The organism is Halocatena marina (genome assembly GCF_023276375.1).
Taxonomy (GTDB): domain Archaea; phylum Halobacteriota; class Halobacteria; order Halobacteriales; family Haloarculaceae; genus Halocatena; species Halocatena marina.
The window spans coordinates 115,499-131,670 of record NZ_JALLPK010000004.1 but is presented as its reverse complement, the minus strand read 5'-3'; the positions used below and the strand labels follow the sequence as shown (position 1 = coordinate 131,670).

Genomic DNA, 16,172 nt, shown 5'->3' with positions numbered 1-16,172 from the left:
TCGAACGCAGAAGTGATCATCCAAGTGATAACCGAGACAGTATATTTTGCCCAAAGTCACATTGGACCCGACTGCCTGACATCCAGGACCAGTCACCTGCTCCGGTAGGGAATCGTCGCCACCGGGAGGCTTAACAGCATTCCTGCTGAACGGTAGTTATGGGAGAACTCGACGGGAAATCCACTCTGGTTACCGGCGGGTCGAAAGGGATTGGGCGTGGGATTGCGGAAGGATTCGGTCGTGAAGGGGCCACGGTCGCAGTGAACTATCATTCGGACAAGGAGGCTGCCGAAGAGACAGTCGAAACTATCGAGAACGATGGTGGAACTGCTGTTGCTGTACAGGCTGATGTGAGTGACGAAGACGAAGCTCAGCAACTCGCTGAGACAGTGACAGAAAAATTTGGAAGTATTGACGTTCTTGTGAACAACGCAGGTGTTCTTGAACCGTCGCCACTCAACGAGATGGACGTCAAGACGTGGGACCAGACAATATCGGTCGACCTCCGTGGGACATTTTTGGTCACACGTTTCGTCATTGAAGAGATGCTTGACCAGAACAGCGGCCGAATCATCAACGTCGCGTCGCAGTTAGGAATCAAGGGTGGTACGGAACTTACACATTATTCAGCCGCGAAAGGCGGTGTTATCGCCTTTACACGGGCACTTGCTCGAGAAGTCGCACCCGACGTTCAGGTCAACGCTATTGCACCGGGACCCATCGAAACAGATCTCCTTGACGATACGACCGACGAGTGGCGTGAAAACAAACAATCGGAGGTCCCGCTCGGCCGTATTGGAACCGTTGACGAAGTCGTTCCCACAGCCGTGTTGCTCGCTGGAGATGGTGGTGACTACTATACGGGTCAGACGCTCAGCCCTGACGGCGGCGATGCAATGCACTGACCGATTTGTGACGTCGAAACGACGCTGGAGTAAGGAAATACTTTTTCCGTACGTAGCGCCGGGCGTGTCCAGATTGGGCGGCCGATACAACCCACGTTCGGTAGCTACTCACATATCTTCCATCGATCATCATTTCGACAAGAGAGTATCATAGAACAGTCACTACATCAAAAGCAGGGTGAACGCTGAGATGGTACGTGCTCAGCGACTCTGCAAGAAGACTTTTCGGTAGAATTGTTCTTCAATGTCTCGAGGGTCTTAGCATTGTTCGAGCATCTTTCCTTCAAATTTCTCGAACAGTCCGAGTGGCTCCCACCCTCCCCACGACTGTCACGAAATGACCGAATCGTCTCCGACCTATACTTGCTCTCGAAGGGCTTTGACACTGCGCTCGCCACTATCCGTTCAATTGCCCTTCTGCTCAGGGTCACAGGCAGCCTCAAAATCCACTTCACTTGGGTGGATGAGCGTCATCGGTTCTGAGTGCTGAATCCGAGTGAGAGTATCCGTTGCTCGCTCATGGATGTGCTTGCGTCGGATCAGTGTTGCGAGCTCATCAAGCACATACGTCGAGGTATACAGCGGATGATAGGCTAGCCCTCTCGTCTGAATGCTGTCGAATACCGCCCGTGCGCGATCGTGATAGGGAGCATTCTCGACGAAACGAGCAAAAAACGCACCTGTATCGAAAAAGAGTGCTGTCGCTCCTGACGAACTCATCTACGCGTCGACCTGTCCGAGGATGTGACTCGAAGAGAACACGGTTGCGCCGCGTTCGATACCATGGCGAGCGCGGCACGCACGATGAGTACCATCGCGCTCTGAACCCCTGCTTTCAGCTGCTCGTACGCATTCCCGTGTCGGAGATTCTTGGAGTCTCTGATATCCCAGCCACCACTTCACATTTCAACGGCACCACGCCATTGAAGGAACCGGATCGAGCTGAGTGATGGGTTTGAGGAGTGGGCGTTCTACGCGGAGAAAAACGATAGCAAACGGGTGTGAGGTCAGGAGGGCCGAACCGGACAGCGAAGTGGCATCAGCAGGCAGACCACGTGCCTGATCCTCCGCCTGACTAAGCGAGTGATGGATGCATGTCAGTACACGACGAGTGCCTAACCCTCTCACGAGCAAGCCGACTGCCACCACCCGAGACGTCGGCAGTTGAGCTGTCGAGGCTGACCGTCGTCAGTCCTCGGTGGTAAGGACGAAGTGCCCAGCTAGTGTCCCAAAGCCAATAGCGCCAATGAGCGGTCCCAACCGCAGCATGAATGCCTGGGGTGATGGCCCTGGTGTGAATTGCTGGAATCCTGTGTAATAGTAATCACCATCTTTGTAGATATAAATGAACCTACCAGTATCGCTCTCATTCGGAACGAGCGTGGTCCAAGACTCGGGAACCTCGTCTAATCGGACGGCCGGTTCGTCGGCAAACTGCTCGGTCGTGTATCCCCGCTCAAATAAGCGCTGGGCGTGGGCCGAGAGATTCTGGTAGTCCATCGTCGTCGTATTCCTCAGTTGATTTTCTTTCGCCTGTTCTGTCGGAAACGTCGTAGGATCATCATTTACAATTACCCGGAGGTGAGAGCCGTAGTCCGGCACTGGAGAGACGAGCGGGGCCCCGAACAACAGCACAGCGATGCCCAGTGCAATAACGGCGAGGTGGCGACGATTCATGCAATATCACCTCGCTCAAACCGCAGAGAGGCTATCCCGAGTGATACGAGGAGCCAGCCAACCAAAATCACGCCCCCGAACCATGAATCGAGATAGAACGGGACCGTTTCACCAATATCCGCTGCACCCACATCCATGAATGCGTATTTCGGGTTGAGCCGCCTGAAGAGATAGAACCAATTGGGAGGCGTACTCTGAGGTGGGAACACAGAGGTCTCGATAATAAGGATGACCGAATCCCACACGAACGCGAACAGGACCGCAATCCCGACCGCACCCCACGTCGCTACGGTCGTCGAACGCAGCGCTGCCGAAAACGCAACCGAAACTGCGACGAAGACTACACCAAGCACCAGCATTTTGCCTACGAGGACCGCGTAGGCCGTGACCGACGGCGATGCGGCCAGCACGGCATAGTGGGGACCGACGACGGCGAACGCGACGAGCACCGTCACCATGACGACGGCTGCCCGCCCAAGGAATTTCCCAACCACGACGTCGCGGCGTGTGTGGGGCTGCCCGAGCAGAAATTTCACACTGCCCGACGCGCGCTCGCCCACGATCGAATTGTAGCCCAATAGCGTTCCAACAACCGCAACGACACTGGCCACGGGCAGGTACAGGTCAGTGGCTCCGACGGGCTGGCTTGGGGTTATCATTGCAACTGTGACGTACGTATAGATGGACAGAAACGTCGTAAACAGACACGTTACGATCAACAGGGTACGCGAGCGGATGGCGTCCTGAATATCTTTTCTTGCTACCAGCAGCGCACTCATTGGTTGGCCCCCTCGCTCGCGCGGTTGGTCGTCGACAGCTCGTCAGCACTGTCGTCCGATAGTGTCCTGTCCTCCGTGTAGGCCATGAACAGGTCTTCGAGTGAGGCCTTCGTCAGATCGAAATCCTCGACCGTCGCGCCCGACGCCTCAAGTTCGGTCAAGACAGTTGCTTTCGCTCCATCCGCACACTGGAGTGTTATCGTCGTGTCAGCCGCATTCGCCGCCGAGACATCGGGCAGTGAGCGGAGAACCGCGAGCGCTGACTCGGGTACGTAGTCGACCTCAATGGTGAGAGTTGTCTCGGTCTCAACGGCCTCGCGTAACCCTGCCACGGTGTCCTCGGCGACGAGCACTCCGTTCTGAAGGATGCCAACCCGGTCGCAGACGGCCTCAACCTGCCCGAGGATGTGACTCGAAAAGAATACGGTTGTCCCCCGGTCGGTCTCTTCACGAATAATCGTACGCATCGTGTTGACTCCCTTTGGATCGAGTCCCGTCGATGGCTCATCAAGGATCAACAGGTCGGGCTGGCCGACGAGGGCGGTACCCAACATAAGCCGTTGCTGCATGCCTTTCGAGTACCCGCCCGCCCGACGGTCGATCACGTCGCCAAGGCCGACGCGTTCGGCGATCGCATCCGGATCGTCGCTCGCATCATTCGAGTCAATGACGAACTGCAAGTGTTGGCGTGCAGTTAGCCGGTCGTAGACATCGCACCCTTCGGGCAGCACGCCTGTACGCCGGCGAACAGCCAGCGACTCGGCGTGGGCGTCGTGGCCGAGAACAGCGATCTTCCCGCGAGTTGGTCGGATATAATCCAGTAAACAATTAATGATGGTTGACTTACCCGCACCGTTTGGGCCGAGAAAGCCGAACACCGTTCCCTCCTCGACTGTGAGGTCGAGATCAGCGACGGCGGTTACGTCGTCGTACTGTTTCGTCAATCCAGTCGTTTCGATTGCTGGCATCTATTTGTTTCTCTTCACATTACTATATTAAAAGAGTAGGATTGTTTGTATCGAATATCGTCAGTATATGGCTGTATACCACTGATTCCCGGAGTTTCGTTCGTTTCCCTCTGGTATTATATCTGGGCGATAGACGTCGACCAACGCGGTATATCACGATACACCCCTCACTCGCATCTGCAACAGTCGCGGAGTATAAGGTCTGTACCGACGATGCACGATATATGTCAGGCAAATCCGCTTCGCTGCTTACGAAAACGCAACGTCGCCGGCTTCGATCTGATTTCGAGGAGCTTGATGAGGACGCAAAACGCCGCGACCAACAGCTGATCCGAGAGCGAGTGCAGACGGGCATGCATGATTTTCGATTGCTGACTGATTACCCAGATCGTCAGCTCAAGCTGGCCTTTGAGGATGACGCCGACGAGGAGTTGCGGGCGGCACTGGCAGACACCTATCTGATCGTAGAGCGGATTTGCGATCTGCATCGCTACGATCGTGATCAGGTACTTCAGGAGGCACGAGGGCGCGCCGAGGATGTCGCCGCGGATACAGCCGACGTCGACAGTCTCAGTCGGCTTGATCTGCGTACGACGGCAGAGATCCGCCAGCAGGCCGAAGACCGATTCAGGGTGAGTCGCTGGGAGAAACGGATGATAGGGTTGGTGAAACTCGCGGGAGCAGGACTCCTCAGCGCACTATTCCTATCCATCTATTCGTTTGCATTTCGTCCCGTGAATGTAGGGAATATCGGTGTTGTACTGGGAACGCTCCTCGTTGTGACACTCGTGCTTGGCATCGTGAGCGCCGTCATCATTGCCGCCCACGCTCTGCGATATGATCTCGCGCCAGCACTCCAGACACTGGCGAGCCAATTCCGAAAGATGGGCCAGACAGCTCAGGGTCGATGGAAGCAGCAACGGAACCGGCGTAGACGCGACGACCATACGGTGTGGGGAGACAAGGGATTAACTAGGAAGAATGTATCAGGATCCCTTACGGGTACTGCGGACGAACCGCCCCTCGAGAGACTGCGTGGGCGCTACGCAGCGGGCGACCTCACCGACGAGCAGTTCGAACGGAAACTCGAACGGTTACTCGACACGGAAACCCTTGAAGACGCAGAAGATCGCATTACAGCACGAGAATGATAGAAGCCGACACGTCGTGACACCGGGACGATGATCGTGTCGTCGGTCCACGTTTTCGATGTGAGCGAGGAGTGCGGGCTACTCCGAACGATTCGTCTCGAAGCCCTCAAAATCCAACAGAACGGTTGTTTTGTAGTGTCGATCATCCCCGACCGAGGTGAATAGCATCGACTCGATGAGCAAAGCCATCCTCTGAGTCGTTGGAGTCGTTCGAAGGCCTGTGACGTGACACAGACTGTCGGCTCAATCGAAGACGTATGCCGCGCCCGTTTCCGTTCCATTCTCGGTATCATTGAACGGCGCCCCGCCGATGATCCAGCCATCGGTCGCCACTGAGAAGCCGAATTCATCGCCTGCTTGACCGTCACTGGCGAGAAGCTTCTCGGTCTCGACGAACTTGTTCTTCTGACAGGTGAACACGTACACCGCGCCCGCATCCATACCATTCTCGGTATCATTGAACGGCGCCCCGACAACGATGGTATCCCCCTCGATTCCCACTGAGAAGCCGAATTCATCGCCTGCTTGGCCATCACTGGCGAGGAGCTTTTGAGTTTGAACAAACTGGATCTTCCGACAGGCGAATACGTATGCCGCGCCTGCCTCCTCCCCATTCGTGTTCTCGGACAGTGCCCCAATCACGATGGTGTCCCCGGCGATCGCCACAGAACCGCCGAAGCGATCGCCCGCTTGGCCATCATCGGCGAGGAGTGTTTGCGTCTCGGTGAATGCGTCGCCCTGACGCTCGAACACGTACGTCACGCCCGTATCCACCCCATTCTCGTTGTCAGCGAACAGTGCCCCGACGATGATGAGATCCTCAACGATCGCCACGGATGTGCCGAATTCATCGCCTGCTTGGCCATCACTAGCGAGGAGTTTTTGGGTCTCGGCGAATGAGCCGTCTTGACGCTCGAACACGTACGCTGCACCCGCCTCCATCCCATTCTCGTTCTCCAATGGCGCCCCACCGACGATGGTGTCCCCAGCGATTGCCACAGAGTCGCCGAAGAAATCTTGCGCTTGGCCATCACTGGCGAGGAGTTTTTGGGTCTCGGTGAATGCGTCGCCCTGGCGCTCAAACACGCATGCCGCGCCAGCAAAATCCCCATTTTCATCATCGCCTATTGCCCCGACGACGATGGTATCGCCATCGATCGCCACCGATGTGCCGAAGAAATCTTGCGCTTGGCCATCACTGGCGAGGAGCTTCTGGATCTGGACAAACTGGTTCTTCTGACAGGTGAAGACGTACACCGCGCCCGCATCCGTCCCATTCGCGTTATCATCATTCGACGCACCAACAACGATCGTTTCCGTGGCTCTATCAATCGCCACGGACGTGCCAAATTCATCATTTGCAGCCCCATCATCGGCGAGGAGTTGCTGGTGTTGCGCGACGCCCGTGGCTGCGCCTCGTCCGGTGGCGATGCTACCGAGGCCGAGCGCCGCGACCCCCGTGAGACCAGCCATGAATGATCGCCGGCCGAGCCGTGTCTGCTGGTCGGCGTGTGATGCTTGCTCCTGCAGTGACGTCTTGGGTGTATTGAGACTCATTGGTGCCTGCTTGGCCATAATTCCACAACTTGCAAAATAAATCTAACCTAGGTTCATATAGGTTTGTTTTATTTCTATAAGGAAAATAAGTTGTGTAGTGGAGCAACAACGATTGTCCGAGTACAAATCACATGAATGGAGTAATTAGCATACCATTTTAAAGACTATCCAAGACCGGTATCTCAAGCGTTTAGGGAGGACATTCAGGAAGACACCGACGCCGACCAGAAACCGCGCACGGATGCTTGTCGGGCGATTGAGGGAGCTCTTGAGGACGAGTGTCACTACGAGTGCTCTGAGACTGAGTTGTCCCGCGCTGCTTTGACCGAAGAGAATATTATCAGTTCGATGAGTACCGCCGCGCTGTGAGCATCGGATGTTATCTGCTCTCACACTATGGCTGGTCAGTCGGGTCTGGCGACCGGACTGCTGTCTGGGTGGCCGATTCGTTGATCGCTTTCTGGACCCACGACGGCTGGTTGGGTGACGTAGTCCCAATCTGTGAAAATTGCCTCTCAACGGTGACGGTGAGTGTTGTGTTCCCATTGGTTGTTGTGACGTTCAGGTGATGGTCACGAACGATCCCCCTTGCACTAATGAGGGCGTGCTGGGTCGCTTGATTACTACGCGTACGCTGCCATTCATCTCCTTGAAGATTAACACCTGGTGGTCCTCGGGGCATTCGTACTACTGATGTCGTAACATGATGTCGAGTTGTTCCGTTACGAGCTGTTGTGTTCACTGCTTTCATGTCTGTCCACTCGAATAACCGTCGAATGGTGTCTGCACGGGTAATGGAGTTTGTCCCAGAAATCGGGAATAGTGCTCCCTCCGGTCGCGACGTGAGATTGGAATACGTCGTTGTATTGTTCGCGTAGATGGTCGTGATCGACCCTGGAGTGTCTCCACTCCATATCTCGTAATACCGCACCGTGGTGCTCGCTTGCAATGGCCCGGACCGAGGAAGCACTGTTCGGTTGATAACATTGGAGAAATTTCCTTCACTCCCCACCCGTACTGTTGTAATCTGCTCTGAGAACACTGTTCCGTTGGGGTATGTGGCTGTCCGTGTCTCTTACATAGTGAATGAGGTGTTTTGCAGCGTTGTGTTGTGGGCGTGGGCAAGCACCTGCGAATCCATGCTGTACCGGGTTAGGCCCGGTGCAAGGTGGGAAGTTGCTATATCAGTCGATCCATCTGTCGGAACGGGGGCAGGGGTGAGTGTTGCAGTAGATGAGTTGTCGGCCTAAAATGGATCGTCAAGCGTGTCAACCGAATTACAACCAGCCATTCCCACGACCAGAACGAGGAAGATGTGGCATAGCGTTGTCCGTTGCATGGTTTTAGTCCCCGAAAACCGGATAAAAAGTTCGTTTCTTGAGATAATACGAGAGTGATCACTCCCCTCGTGTATCGTTCTTTGTACCACCCAGCCATCGACGTAAAACCGCCTCATTTCTCGCCAGTTTGGTGATAAACGATAGTTTTACACCATAAGAACGAGTCACAATTGACCGACATCCATCACCACGATTCTCGGAGTTGTTTCACATGCTGGAATCAGGTGTCCCATCCCTGAAGTCCCCACGTGGATTCTCTTGCGATTGATTCATCGCTCTCGCTCCTGCTTTCTCTCTTCCTGCTCCGCTTTCCCGTAGGCGATCGTTGATACGGACGTCAAGGGATCGTCGGTGCTGATCGACTGCTGTAGCTGCTCGCGGTATTAAGGACGAAGCCGATTGCATCGATACGAATCACTCTCCTCGACAGTGCGGAAGGTTGCCAGATAGGGTGGCTCACTTACCGACCGACGTCGACGGTATTTACATAGCCACAACGTGTATATAGAGGGATTCAGTCATGTATTTTTCTTACATCAGAGGTATTATTACTTCTCCAATAAATTTTTATTTGAGGTAAAATAGATGGTTGACAAAGACGATGATAGATCGATCGAATCAAACAGAGCCCCCGGCGACAAATCAGTTCCGTCCCGGAGTCGGCGCGGGTTCTTGAAGCAAGCAGCTGCGACCAGTCTTGTTGGATTGACCGGACTCACTGCTACTACTGAGATAGCCAGTGCCACCGAGCCGGCCGACAATGTTGAAACGCAGGCCCCAAACAGGATAACCGTATGGGGACTAGCTGACTTCACCAACTATATAATCTATTCGACCACACCTATCTGGGGAGGGGAACACAGTTCACCAGGAACGGATTCTCCCTTTGAATATCCTCAGGCCATCAATTATGAGGGAACGTGGTATGACTATGGAATGGACGGGACTATATATGCAGAAAATGTTGACGAGTTCTACTTCAACGGCTACGTAGCGGTGCCTGACACGACCGGTATCTCGTATATTGTGGATGACTTCTAAAGACGTATCTATCACTACTAGCAGACTCAGACCGATTGATCCCTGCTAGTTCACGTCGCGACCGTTGCTCTCACCGTAGGGATTCGGGAGTGAGCAATCACGTAGTCAGGAGTTCGGAACGATAGTCTGTATGCGTGAGACGCGCGGCTATCCGTGGCAGACGTCTATCCACGGAGGCTGTCGTATATTCTGATACAGCCGACATTCTGATGGCAATTGGCGGGTGGTGGCACCGAAAACGACCGTTCTGAGAGATTGGATGGGATCGAAGTGGTGGTCAGTGTCCGACTTGACAGGAGTCTCGGATATTCTGATGGGTGCCTTATGTAACAGAAGATCTTCACACAGGACTCAATTGTTACCTAAGGTCCAATCAGCTTACTGAACAGTGAGGAGTCATCTTCCCCCTATTATCGTGATACGTTGATGGTTCTCGACGAATCAACGCGATCGAGCCGACCAAATCGGCACGAATGGTGAATATATCCAGAAACCGGCATTATAGATTCTATTCGATTTCCATCTTGATCCACGGGTCTCGGAGCAAAATAATCGATTGTGCGGTACATCCCGGATTTTCAGAAGATGGGTGGTAAAAACGGGCTCAGAGCGACTCAAAACGAGATTGAGAGACGGATCTTACCAAGGATTATTGGTCTTCTACAGAAGACGATTGCCTTGGCAAGACAGGCGAACACCCCCCGGCGTTCGCTCTCCCTCGACAGTCTGTGTATTTCATCGTTTAAATATCGATCCTTGCTTCACAATTATTGTGAGTAGTAGCTTTAATACCAATCGTCTTTTCACAAGTCAGATACTCATATCAGTCTAATAGCTGGTATGGCACAGGCCACTGATCGTACATTGATTACCGGGCGGACACACCGCGATGATGCGCTGTCCCCACCGTCGTCACTATCTCCGTGAACGCAGCGGATCGTCGCTGGGGAGGCGTCGCTCACCGCTCGATTTCGGGGACAGCGTGACGTCGCTCGTCTTGACCGTGACCGATCAGACGACGACGTGGCGGATGTGATTGTGAGTAATTTCATCTATCTGATCTGTCATTCCAAACAATGAGGGTTTCCCCAATGACGAATCGTCAAAATAAAAGACCATCATAAAGCCCCAATCATACTCTCTTGTACACGTACGGACACGGACAGTCTCTCTCAGCCATCTACATTCTCCTCACTTCCGTCTTGTTGAGACACATTCATATTGAGGAAAAGTGAGTCAGATCCTCTCAAACTATCTGAGTCAGGCCATCTCTTGTCGTGGCTTTTAATTACCTGTTTATATCATATTAGTAATATATACCGATTACTCGCACGCCACGAGGAGTAGCTCTTCACTCAGCATACGAGGCAGGCGAACGGTGGTCTGAGTCAGAAAAACACTACAAGTCATCTGATATACATGTCTGCGGCCACGAAGCTTATATCGAAGTTGCCGGTAGCCATGTGTGTTATATATGGTTTTGAACCGTACTGACGACGCAGAAGCGAGCGTCACGCGGCGAAGTATTCTCAAAACGGGTATTGCTATCTCAGCTATCGGAGCAAGCGGCGCAGCAACGGGTATCGTTCAAGGCGACAATGCGAACAGGACCGAAGCTACTGAAGACGGTTCCGAGACTCACACATTGACAATTGCTTTGACTGAGTCGGGGGATGCTGGGATCGTCAGTGGAGAGGTGACTGTCGGCGACCAAACGAAGACCACAACACCTCTCAACGGCGATCCTGCTCGTATCCAAGCGGAATTCGAACTTGAGAACGGGACGTACTCTGCCTCGGGAACGAGCGAGATTAACGACGAAACCTGGCGTACTAAGGAAAAGGAGGTCACGATTGATGGAGAAGATGCGTCTCTCTCGCTCGTTCTCTATCCCCCGGGATCGGACGAGCTTCCCGATGACGAGTCCGAGGAAACCAAGACGAGATCGAACGAGTCGTCGGATGAATCAAATCAGACTGACGGAACCGAGGACGATACATCGGATGACACCGCGACGGACACGTCCCCCCAGGCGACTCCTCCTTTGACCCAGTCGAGCTCAACCGAAGCAGCGGCCACAACCGCGTCCGCAGAGCGCACATCACCATCAGCGGACTCGACTGAAACTAATGGCCCCGGCTTTGGTGTGCTATCTGCCCTTGCAGCCGTCGGTGTCGGGATGTGGCGCTATCGCCTCCGCGAGTAACGCCACTCGATAGGATATCTGTTCGATATATTGGTTCGGGACAAGATACCAGACGTCGACAAAGTGTGCGAAGAGGTCTATGACACCCTGAAAGTGAGTTCAGCTAAGCGAGACTGAGCTCGACAGCAAATAAGCATGAATCGATTATGACGTCCGCTGCCCTATAGCAGTTCACCGGGACCGTCTACGGTAATATTGTCTCCACGGATTACGTCAACGTCGGTGGTTGAGTCTGCATTGATGTTGACCGCAGCACCGTTATCCGCCTTGATATCGACGGCAGGGGCTGCGTCTGTGTCGACTTTGAGATTGAGAGTGGCACCGGTCTCGATCGCAATATCGATATCGGCGTCCGCCGTCGTTTCAGCGTTAACTGTCGCGTCTGTTTTGATGTCGATATTGAGACTCGTCTCTGCCTCGATAGTGATATCGACCTCAGCTTCGACATCAACCTCAACAGAAATATCAGAATCTGTATTAATATCAATCTCAGCATCACTCTCAAGCTTGCTGCTTTTTTCGATATCTATATTTTGCTCTGTATCGTCCTTGAACTGGACGACAACGTCCCCATTTGCGTCGACGACGATAGCCATCTCAGTATCGATGTCAACATTTGTTTTACTCTTGACTGTAGCATTTGTATTGACAATTAAGTCAATTCCGTAGTCAGAAGTCGTGTCCGCTACAGCTGTGTCTGTTGTAGCAGATGCTATGTATGTTGATGCAAGACTCGATACAGCTGCCGTCTTAAGAAATGAACGTCTGTTAAGATAACTCATGAGTCTGTGATTTCCTTCGGGTGGGTATATAGCCCCCCATGACATTAACCTTATTCATGAATTTATGACATTAGTCAATATATGATAGAATAATATAATTACAAGAAAGGCCGTTGTTGCTTTGAAAAGTTGATACAAACCGCACATAGGGACGAATCCATAACAAATAAGTAAATATGTTATATAAAATATTATATCAGATTGTAGTATGATTGGTCGCAGTGTTATTCGTATAAGTGTCATATATGTTTCTTGAAGAAAAGAACGATTGATCTATCTGTGAAAATGTTTCCACGCGAACAGACTACAAGCGTCTGAAAAGGGATGGTCCTGAGACACAGGCGTCGCTCACAGGTGAATTAGGTGCCAACGCTACACCTCCCTCATAGTCGCGTGAGTGCTCTTGAGTTCTTCGACGTTCTATGGCCCGGTCTGAGGTCAGGCCAATCCTACGGGAGAAGCGATGCGGGGGGCAACGGCTACTGTTTCGTTCTCGCGAAGAGAATTCACCGTGCATGAGTGGTGATCTTCCGTTGTACGAGCAGGCTCCATCTTGATTGGAATTAGATTATGTATCTGCAACGAGGCGTACACAATGATCACTGCACTCACTAATACGCACATTGAATGTTCCTCCGAGAGGCACCAAGGAAGGTATCGACCAAAGATAGATGACCAGCCGCAGGCCCAATGACCTAACGATGTCTGCGATACCGTTGTTGAAGAGTTTGAGGAGAGTCGCTATTATCGCTACCGAAAACCGTTTTGACCGGTCCACGAAGAGACAAATACGACACGAAGTCGTCGCCGTTAAAGATTCAGAGATCAGTGCTGAGGCCGACGACGGTATTGTTTTCACTGGTTCCATTCACAGCAATCCACTCGTCATTTATTTGAAGTTCAACGGGACCGAACGTGTACTGTCCGGTGTCGCTCACTGCTGAACCTTTCTCGGGTGCTTCGACGAGATAGGTGTACTCGTTTTTCATGTCCGCTGCTGCTGTCTTGGTGAAGTAAACGTACTTGACGCCATTGGTCTGCTCGATGCGATCGATATCGTCTGAAGCGTCTGTGAGAACATCCCACTCGGTGGGAACGGCGTCCCGGACTAAACCTGATTCGGATGGATTCACTGTGAGGCTCATTTCGTCGGTCTGGCCAGCAGTGAACACCGACCCATCATCGCTACGAGTTCCCGAAACAAAAACGCCAGAGTCGAAGCTGACTGAGAGGTCGAAGTGGGCTTGTACATCGTCACCGTTGACAGCACCCGGTACGTTCGTGAGCTTCGCCACGACATAGTAGACCGAATCTTCCGCATTCCGGCCAAACGAAGCGCTAGCGGTGGTGGTACCACTGTTGAGTGTGGTCGAGCGTGCGACCACATTGGGATCACCGTGTGGGGCAGGCGTCTCAGCATCGTAGATGAATAGATCGATCTGTGGCGGTTGACCGTTCGTCTGCCCCTTGTTGCCACCAGAGTAGTGATCAAAGTCGATCGTCGCCGTGAACGTTCCCGAACTAGCGGTGACGTACCCTGCAACGGCCCGTGAATCCTCAGGGAGGTTCAACCCAACGGTCTCAGCAGTCGTTCCCGAAAGTTCGCGAGTGACAGCATCGGCGGCCGCGTCTGGATTGAGACGACCGAAGCCCTCATATGGATCTCGACCGCCAAACTCGTAGCTCGGTACGTGCGCGCGGTGATAGGGTGCAGCAGTGAATACGGTCTCGCTCGCGGTTGCTAGAAGCACCTGCTTCAGCCGGAGAACAGCATCAATATCGGCAGCGGCAGGCTCGGGCAGCGCGATACCCACTGGCGCGTCAAACTCCATTGCCTCCGCGATCAATCCAGCAGTTCCAGTAGCGAACGGAGCAGCCATCGACGTGCCAGCTTTGAGCGTGTACTCCCGGATTGGTTTCTGTTCACTCTCAGATGTGTTCGGATCTCCTCGGAGGACGGCGTCAATTAGGTCAGTCAGTGTGCCGCCCGGTGCGGTTACGTCGGGTTTCATATACTCGCCGCCTTTGTCCTCATCAATCGCCCCAACACCACCACTCGAATAACCAGCGATGCCATCGAGATTTCCGGTGGCAGCCACGCTGATAGCTTCGTCAGCGACTGCGGGCGCGCCGTTGCCGTTCAGCGGCGTTGCGGAGTTTCCCGCTGCCGCACAAGTGAGTATGCCACCCTCAGCGATGTCTCGTACGGTGGCGGGAATCGTTCCCAGCGCTCCACCAGCTGCTCCAATTGGGAGTCCGCCAGTGTATCCCCACGACATATTGACCGCGCGTATGTTGAAAATACGCGCAAATTCGTCGGCATGGGCTCCGAGATCTGTTGTTGGATCAGAGAGTCCCTGAAAGCCAACGAGGCTCTGATTCGGGGCGATTCCGCCGTGGAGCGAACGAGGGCCGTTTTCGGTCCTGTCGCCGGTTGTCGCTTCGGGATCGAGAAACGGGCCAAGGCCAACACGCTCTACTTGGGCGGACGATGCGGCCTGACCGCCCGCAGGGCGAACAGAGACCGTATACGTCGCCATTCCCGAATCATGAATCGTGGGTGCTTCGACAATTGCATTGTCGATTCGGGATCCATCAGAACTGGTAGCGGTCGAATCGAGCACGTTCCCGTTCGGGCCCTCAACGACGAGTTCGATAAGCGTCCCATAGGCGCTCCCGAACACGCCAGTGTTGGCCGATGCTTCGACGTCGTACTCGAGGAAATCGCCTGCTGCGAGAATCGCGTGGGGTTCGTGTTCCTGAAACGCATCAGGGTCGAGCGTGCTCGCCCGGCCGCTTCCGCCCATGATTCCAGCAACGTGTGAACCGTGCCCATCACCATCGCGCGGAACCCGATGAGAGCCGTATCGTGAGCCGGCGTCGTACCAGCCCACCGTCTTTGGAGTATTCAAAGCAATGTCGCCGCTCGATCCAGAAAAATCAAACACTTCGTTTTCGTTTACGAACGAGATGTCACCCAAAATATTGTAATACGTCCCGGAAATCTCGTACGTACAGGCGACATTCAAGTAGAGCTCAACCACAAAGCGGTATTCGTGCTCGGGTTCGACATCGATCGAGACCGTCTCGGGGGTGTTCCCCGTCGCTGCTGTCGCTACTCGCTTGTATTCACCATCAATGAGCTTATCGATCCCTAATTCGAGGTCGTTTGCGGGCTCTGGTGGATTCCACGTCAGAGTCGTGTCGAGTTGTTCTACGTCTGCGGGAGTCACGAACGGATGATAAATCTCATCCCCGGTGGCAAACGAGCCCGGCTCTGCTGTTCCCGTAATGGACTCGGTCTCGTCTGTTTTCACGCGTTCAGTGTCATTGTTTGCCGGACGAGTGAGTTTCACCGCCCCGTCCCTGATGAGTGCCGTAATACCGTTCCATGGTCCTTCATCGGGGTGGCGGGATTCGAGACCGGAATCAGTCAACGCGATGGATCGGTCGGGGCGACCCCTGTACCCCCGATCCCAAACCTTGCTGGCCTCGCGAACCCGCCAATTGAGAAAGTCCTCGTTGATGCCGGTCCGGGCGGCAACGCTGGGAGTCGAACCAATACCGAGTACAGAAGTGCTGGCCACTGCACCAGTTAGCTGTAACATCGTACGCCGCGAGAGCCGTAACGCTTCGTTTCCGGTCTCCTCTTCGGTGTTCTGTGATCGATACGACACTCGATCCGACCGGTCGTCGATCGCCTCGGGCTGTTCATCAACTTCGTGGCGGTGGTTCTCCGTTGCTTTTGATCCGTCCATTACACAAA

Annotated in this window: 13 protein-coding genes and 2 pseudogenes; 7 read left to right on the top strand and 8 right to left on the bottom strand. The window is 53.7% G+C overall.

What is annotated here, in order from left to right; translation table 11 throughout:
• Positions 1–158 precede the first annotated feature (158 nt).
• Together MW898_RS23390 and MW898_RS26435 are read left to right on the top strand one after the other, a co-directional pair.
• Entirely contained in the window at positions 159–905 is a 747-nt protein-coding gene (locus MW898_RS23390) for an SDR family NAD(P)-dependent oxidoreductase (protein ID WP_248910701.1), read from the top strand.
• A 210-nt stretch (positions 906–1,115) separates the two neighbouring features.
• Positions 1,116–1,226, top strand: a pseudogene (locus MW898_RS26435) (IS5/IS1182 family transposase); the annotation flags it as partial.
• A gap of 84 nt (positions 1,227–1,310) precedes the next feature.
• Here the strand turns inward: MW898_RS26435 and MW898_RS23385 are convergent.
• The 4 genes from MW898_RS23385 to MW898_RS23370 form a co-directional block, all read right to left on the bottom strand.
• On the bottom strand, positions 1,311–1,625 hold the full coding sequence (locus MW898_RS23385) for a type II toxin-antitoxin system VapC family toxin (RefSeq protein WP_248910700.1): 315 nt from the start codon (positions 1,623–1,625) through the stop codon (positions 1,311–1,313).
• A 468-nt stretch (positions 1,626–2,093) separates the two neighbouring features.
• Complete coding sequence (locus MW898_RS23380; RefSeq protein WP_248910698.1) at positions 2,094–2,582, bottom strand: DUF7979 domain-containing protein; 489 nt, start codon at positions 2,580–2,582, stop codon at positions 2,094–2,096.
• On the bottom strand, positions 2,579–3,361 hold the full coding sequence (locus MW898_RS23375; protein ID WP_248910696.1) for an ABC transporter permease subunit: 783 nt from the start codon (positions 3,359–3,361) through the stop codon (positions 2,579–2,581). The genes MW898_RS23380 and MW898_RS23375 overlap by 4 nt, the downstream gene beginning before the upstream one ends.
• On the bottom strand, positions 3,358–4,329 hold the full coding sequence (locus tag MW898_RS23370; RefSeq protein ID WP_248910695.1) for an ABC transporter ATP-binding protein: 972 nt from the start codon (positions 4,327–4,329) through the stop codon (positions 3,358–3,360). The genes MW898_RS23375 and MW898_RS23370 overlap by 4 nt, the downstream gene beginning before the upstream one ends.
• Positions 4,330–5,333: 1,004 nt before the next feature.
• Here MW898_RS23370 and MW898_RS23365 point away from each other — a divergent pair.
• Together MW898_RS23365 and MW898_RS25870 are read left to right on the top strand one after the other, a co-directional pair.
• Positions 5,334–5,480 (top strand): annotated as a pseudogene (locus MW898_RS23365) (SHOCT domain-containing protein); the annotation flags it as partial.
• 36 nt (positions 5,481–5,516) lie between these two features.
• Entirely contained in the window at positions 5,517–5,645 is a 129-nt protein-coding gene (locus tag MW898_RS25870) for a hypothetical protein (RefSeq protein ID WP_278000002.1), read from the top strand.
• A gap of 78 nt (positions 5,646–5,723) precedes the next feature.
• On the opposite strand, the gene MW898_RS23360 is transcribed toward MW898_RS25870, so the two are convergent.
• Together MW898_RS23360 and MW898_RS23355 are read right to left on the bottom strand one after the other, a co-directional pair.
• Positions 5,724–7,037, bottom strand: coding sequence for an FG-GAP repeat protein (locus MW898_RS23360; RefSeq protein WP_248910694.1), 1,314 nt, complete (start codon positions 7,035–7,037; stop codon positions 5,724–5,726).
• 394 nt (positions 7,038–7,431) lie between these two features.
• On the bottom strand, positions 7,432–7,719 hold the full coding sequence (locus MW898_RS23355) for a hypothetical protein (RefSeq protein ID WP_248910693.1): 288 nt from the start codon (positions 7,717–7,719) through the stop codon (positions 7,432–7,434).
• A 1,243-nt stretch (positions 7,720–8,962) separates the two neighbouring features.
• Between MW898_RS23355 and MW898_RS23350 the strand changes: the two genes are divergently transcribed.
• The 3 genes from MW898_RS23350 to MW898_RS23340 all read left to right on the top strand — a co-directional run bounded on the left by MW898_RS23350 (position 8,963) and on the right by MW898_RS23340 (position 11,624).
• Positions 8,963–9,418, top strand: a complete 456-nt coding sequence (locus MW898_RS23350) for a twin-arginine translocation signal domain-containing protein (RefSeq protein WP_248910692.1) — start codon at positions 8,963–8,965, stop codon at positions 9,416–9,418.
• A gap of 889 nt (positions 9,419–10,307) precedes the next feature.
• The gene (locus tag MW898_RS23345) at positions 10,308–10,454 is read left to right on the top strand and encodes a hypothetical protein (RefSeq protein WP_248910690.1); all 147 of its coding nucleotides are present in this window, start codon (positions 10,308–10,310) and stop codon (positions 10,452–10,454) included.
• A 438-nt stretch (positions 10,455–10,892) separates the two neighbouring features.
• Positions 10,893–11,624, top strand: a complete 732-nt coding sequence (locus tag MW898_RS23340) for a hypothetical protein (RefSeq protein WP_248910688.1) — start codon at positions 10,893–10,895, stop codon at positions 11,622–11,624.
• A 161-nt stretch (positions 11,625–11,785) separates the two neighbouring features.
• Here the strand turns inward: MW898_RS23340 and MW898_RS23335 are convergent, their stop codons facing one another.
• Both MW898_RS23335 and MW898_RS23330 read right to left on the bottom strand, forming a co-directional pair.
• Positions 11,786–12,220, bottom strand: coding sequence for an MSCRAMM family adhesin SdrC (locus MW898_RS23335; RefSeq protein ID WP_248910687.1), 435 nt, complete (start codon positions 12,218–12,220; stop codon positions 11,786–11,788).
• Between the two features lie 1,004 nt (positions 12,221–13,224).
• Positions 13,225–16,164, bottom strand: coding sequence for a S8 family peptidase (locus MW898_RS23330; RefSeq protein WP_248910685.1), 2,940 nt, complete (start codon positions 16,162–16,164; stop codon positions 13,225–13,227).
• Positions 16,165–16,172 lie beyond the last annotated feature (8 nt).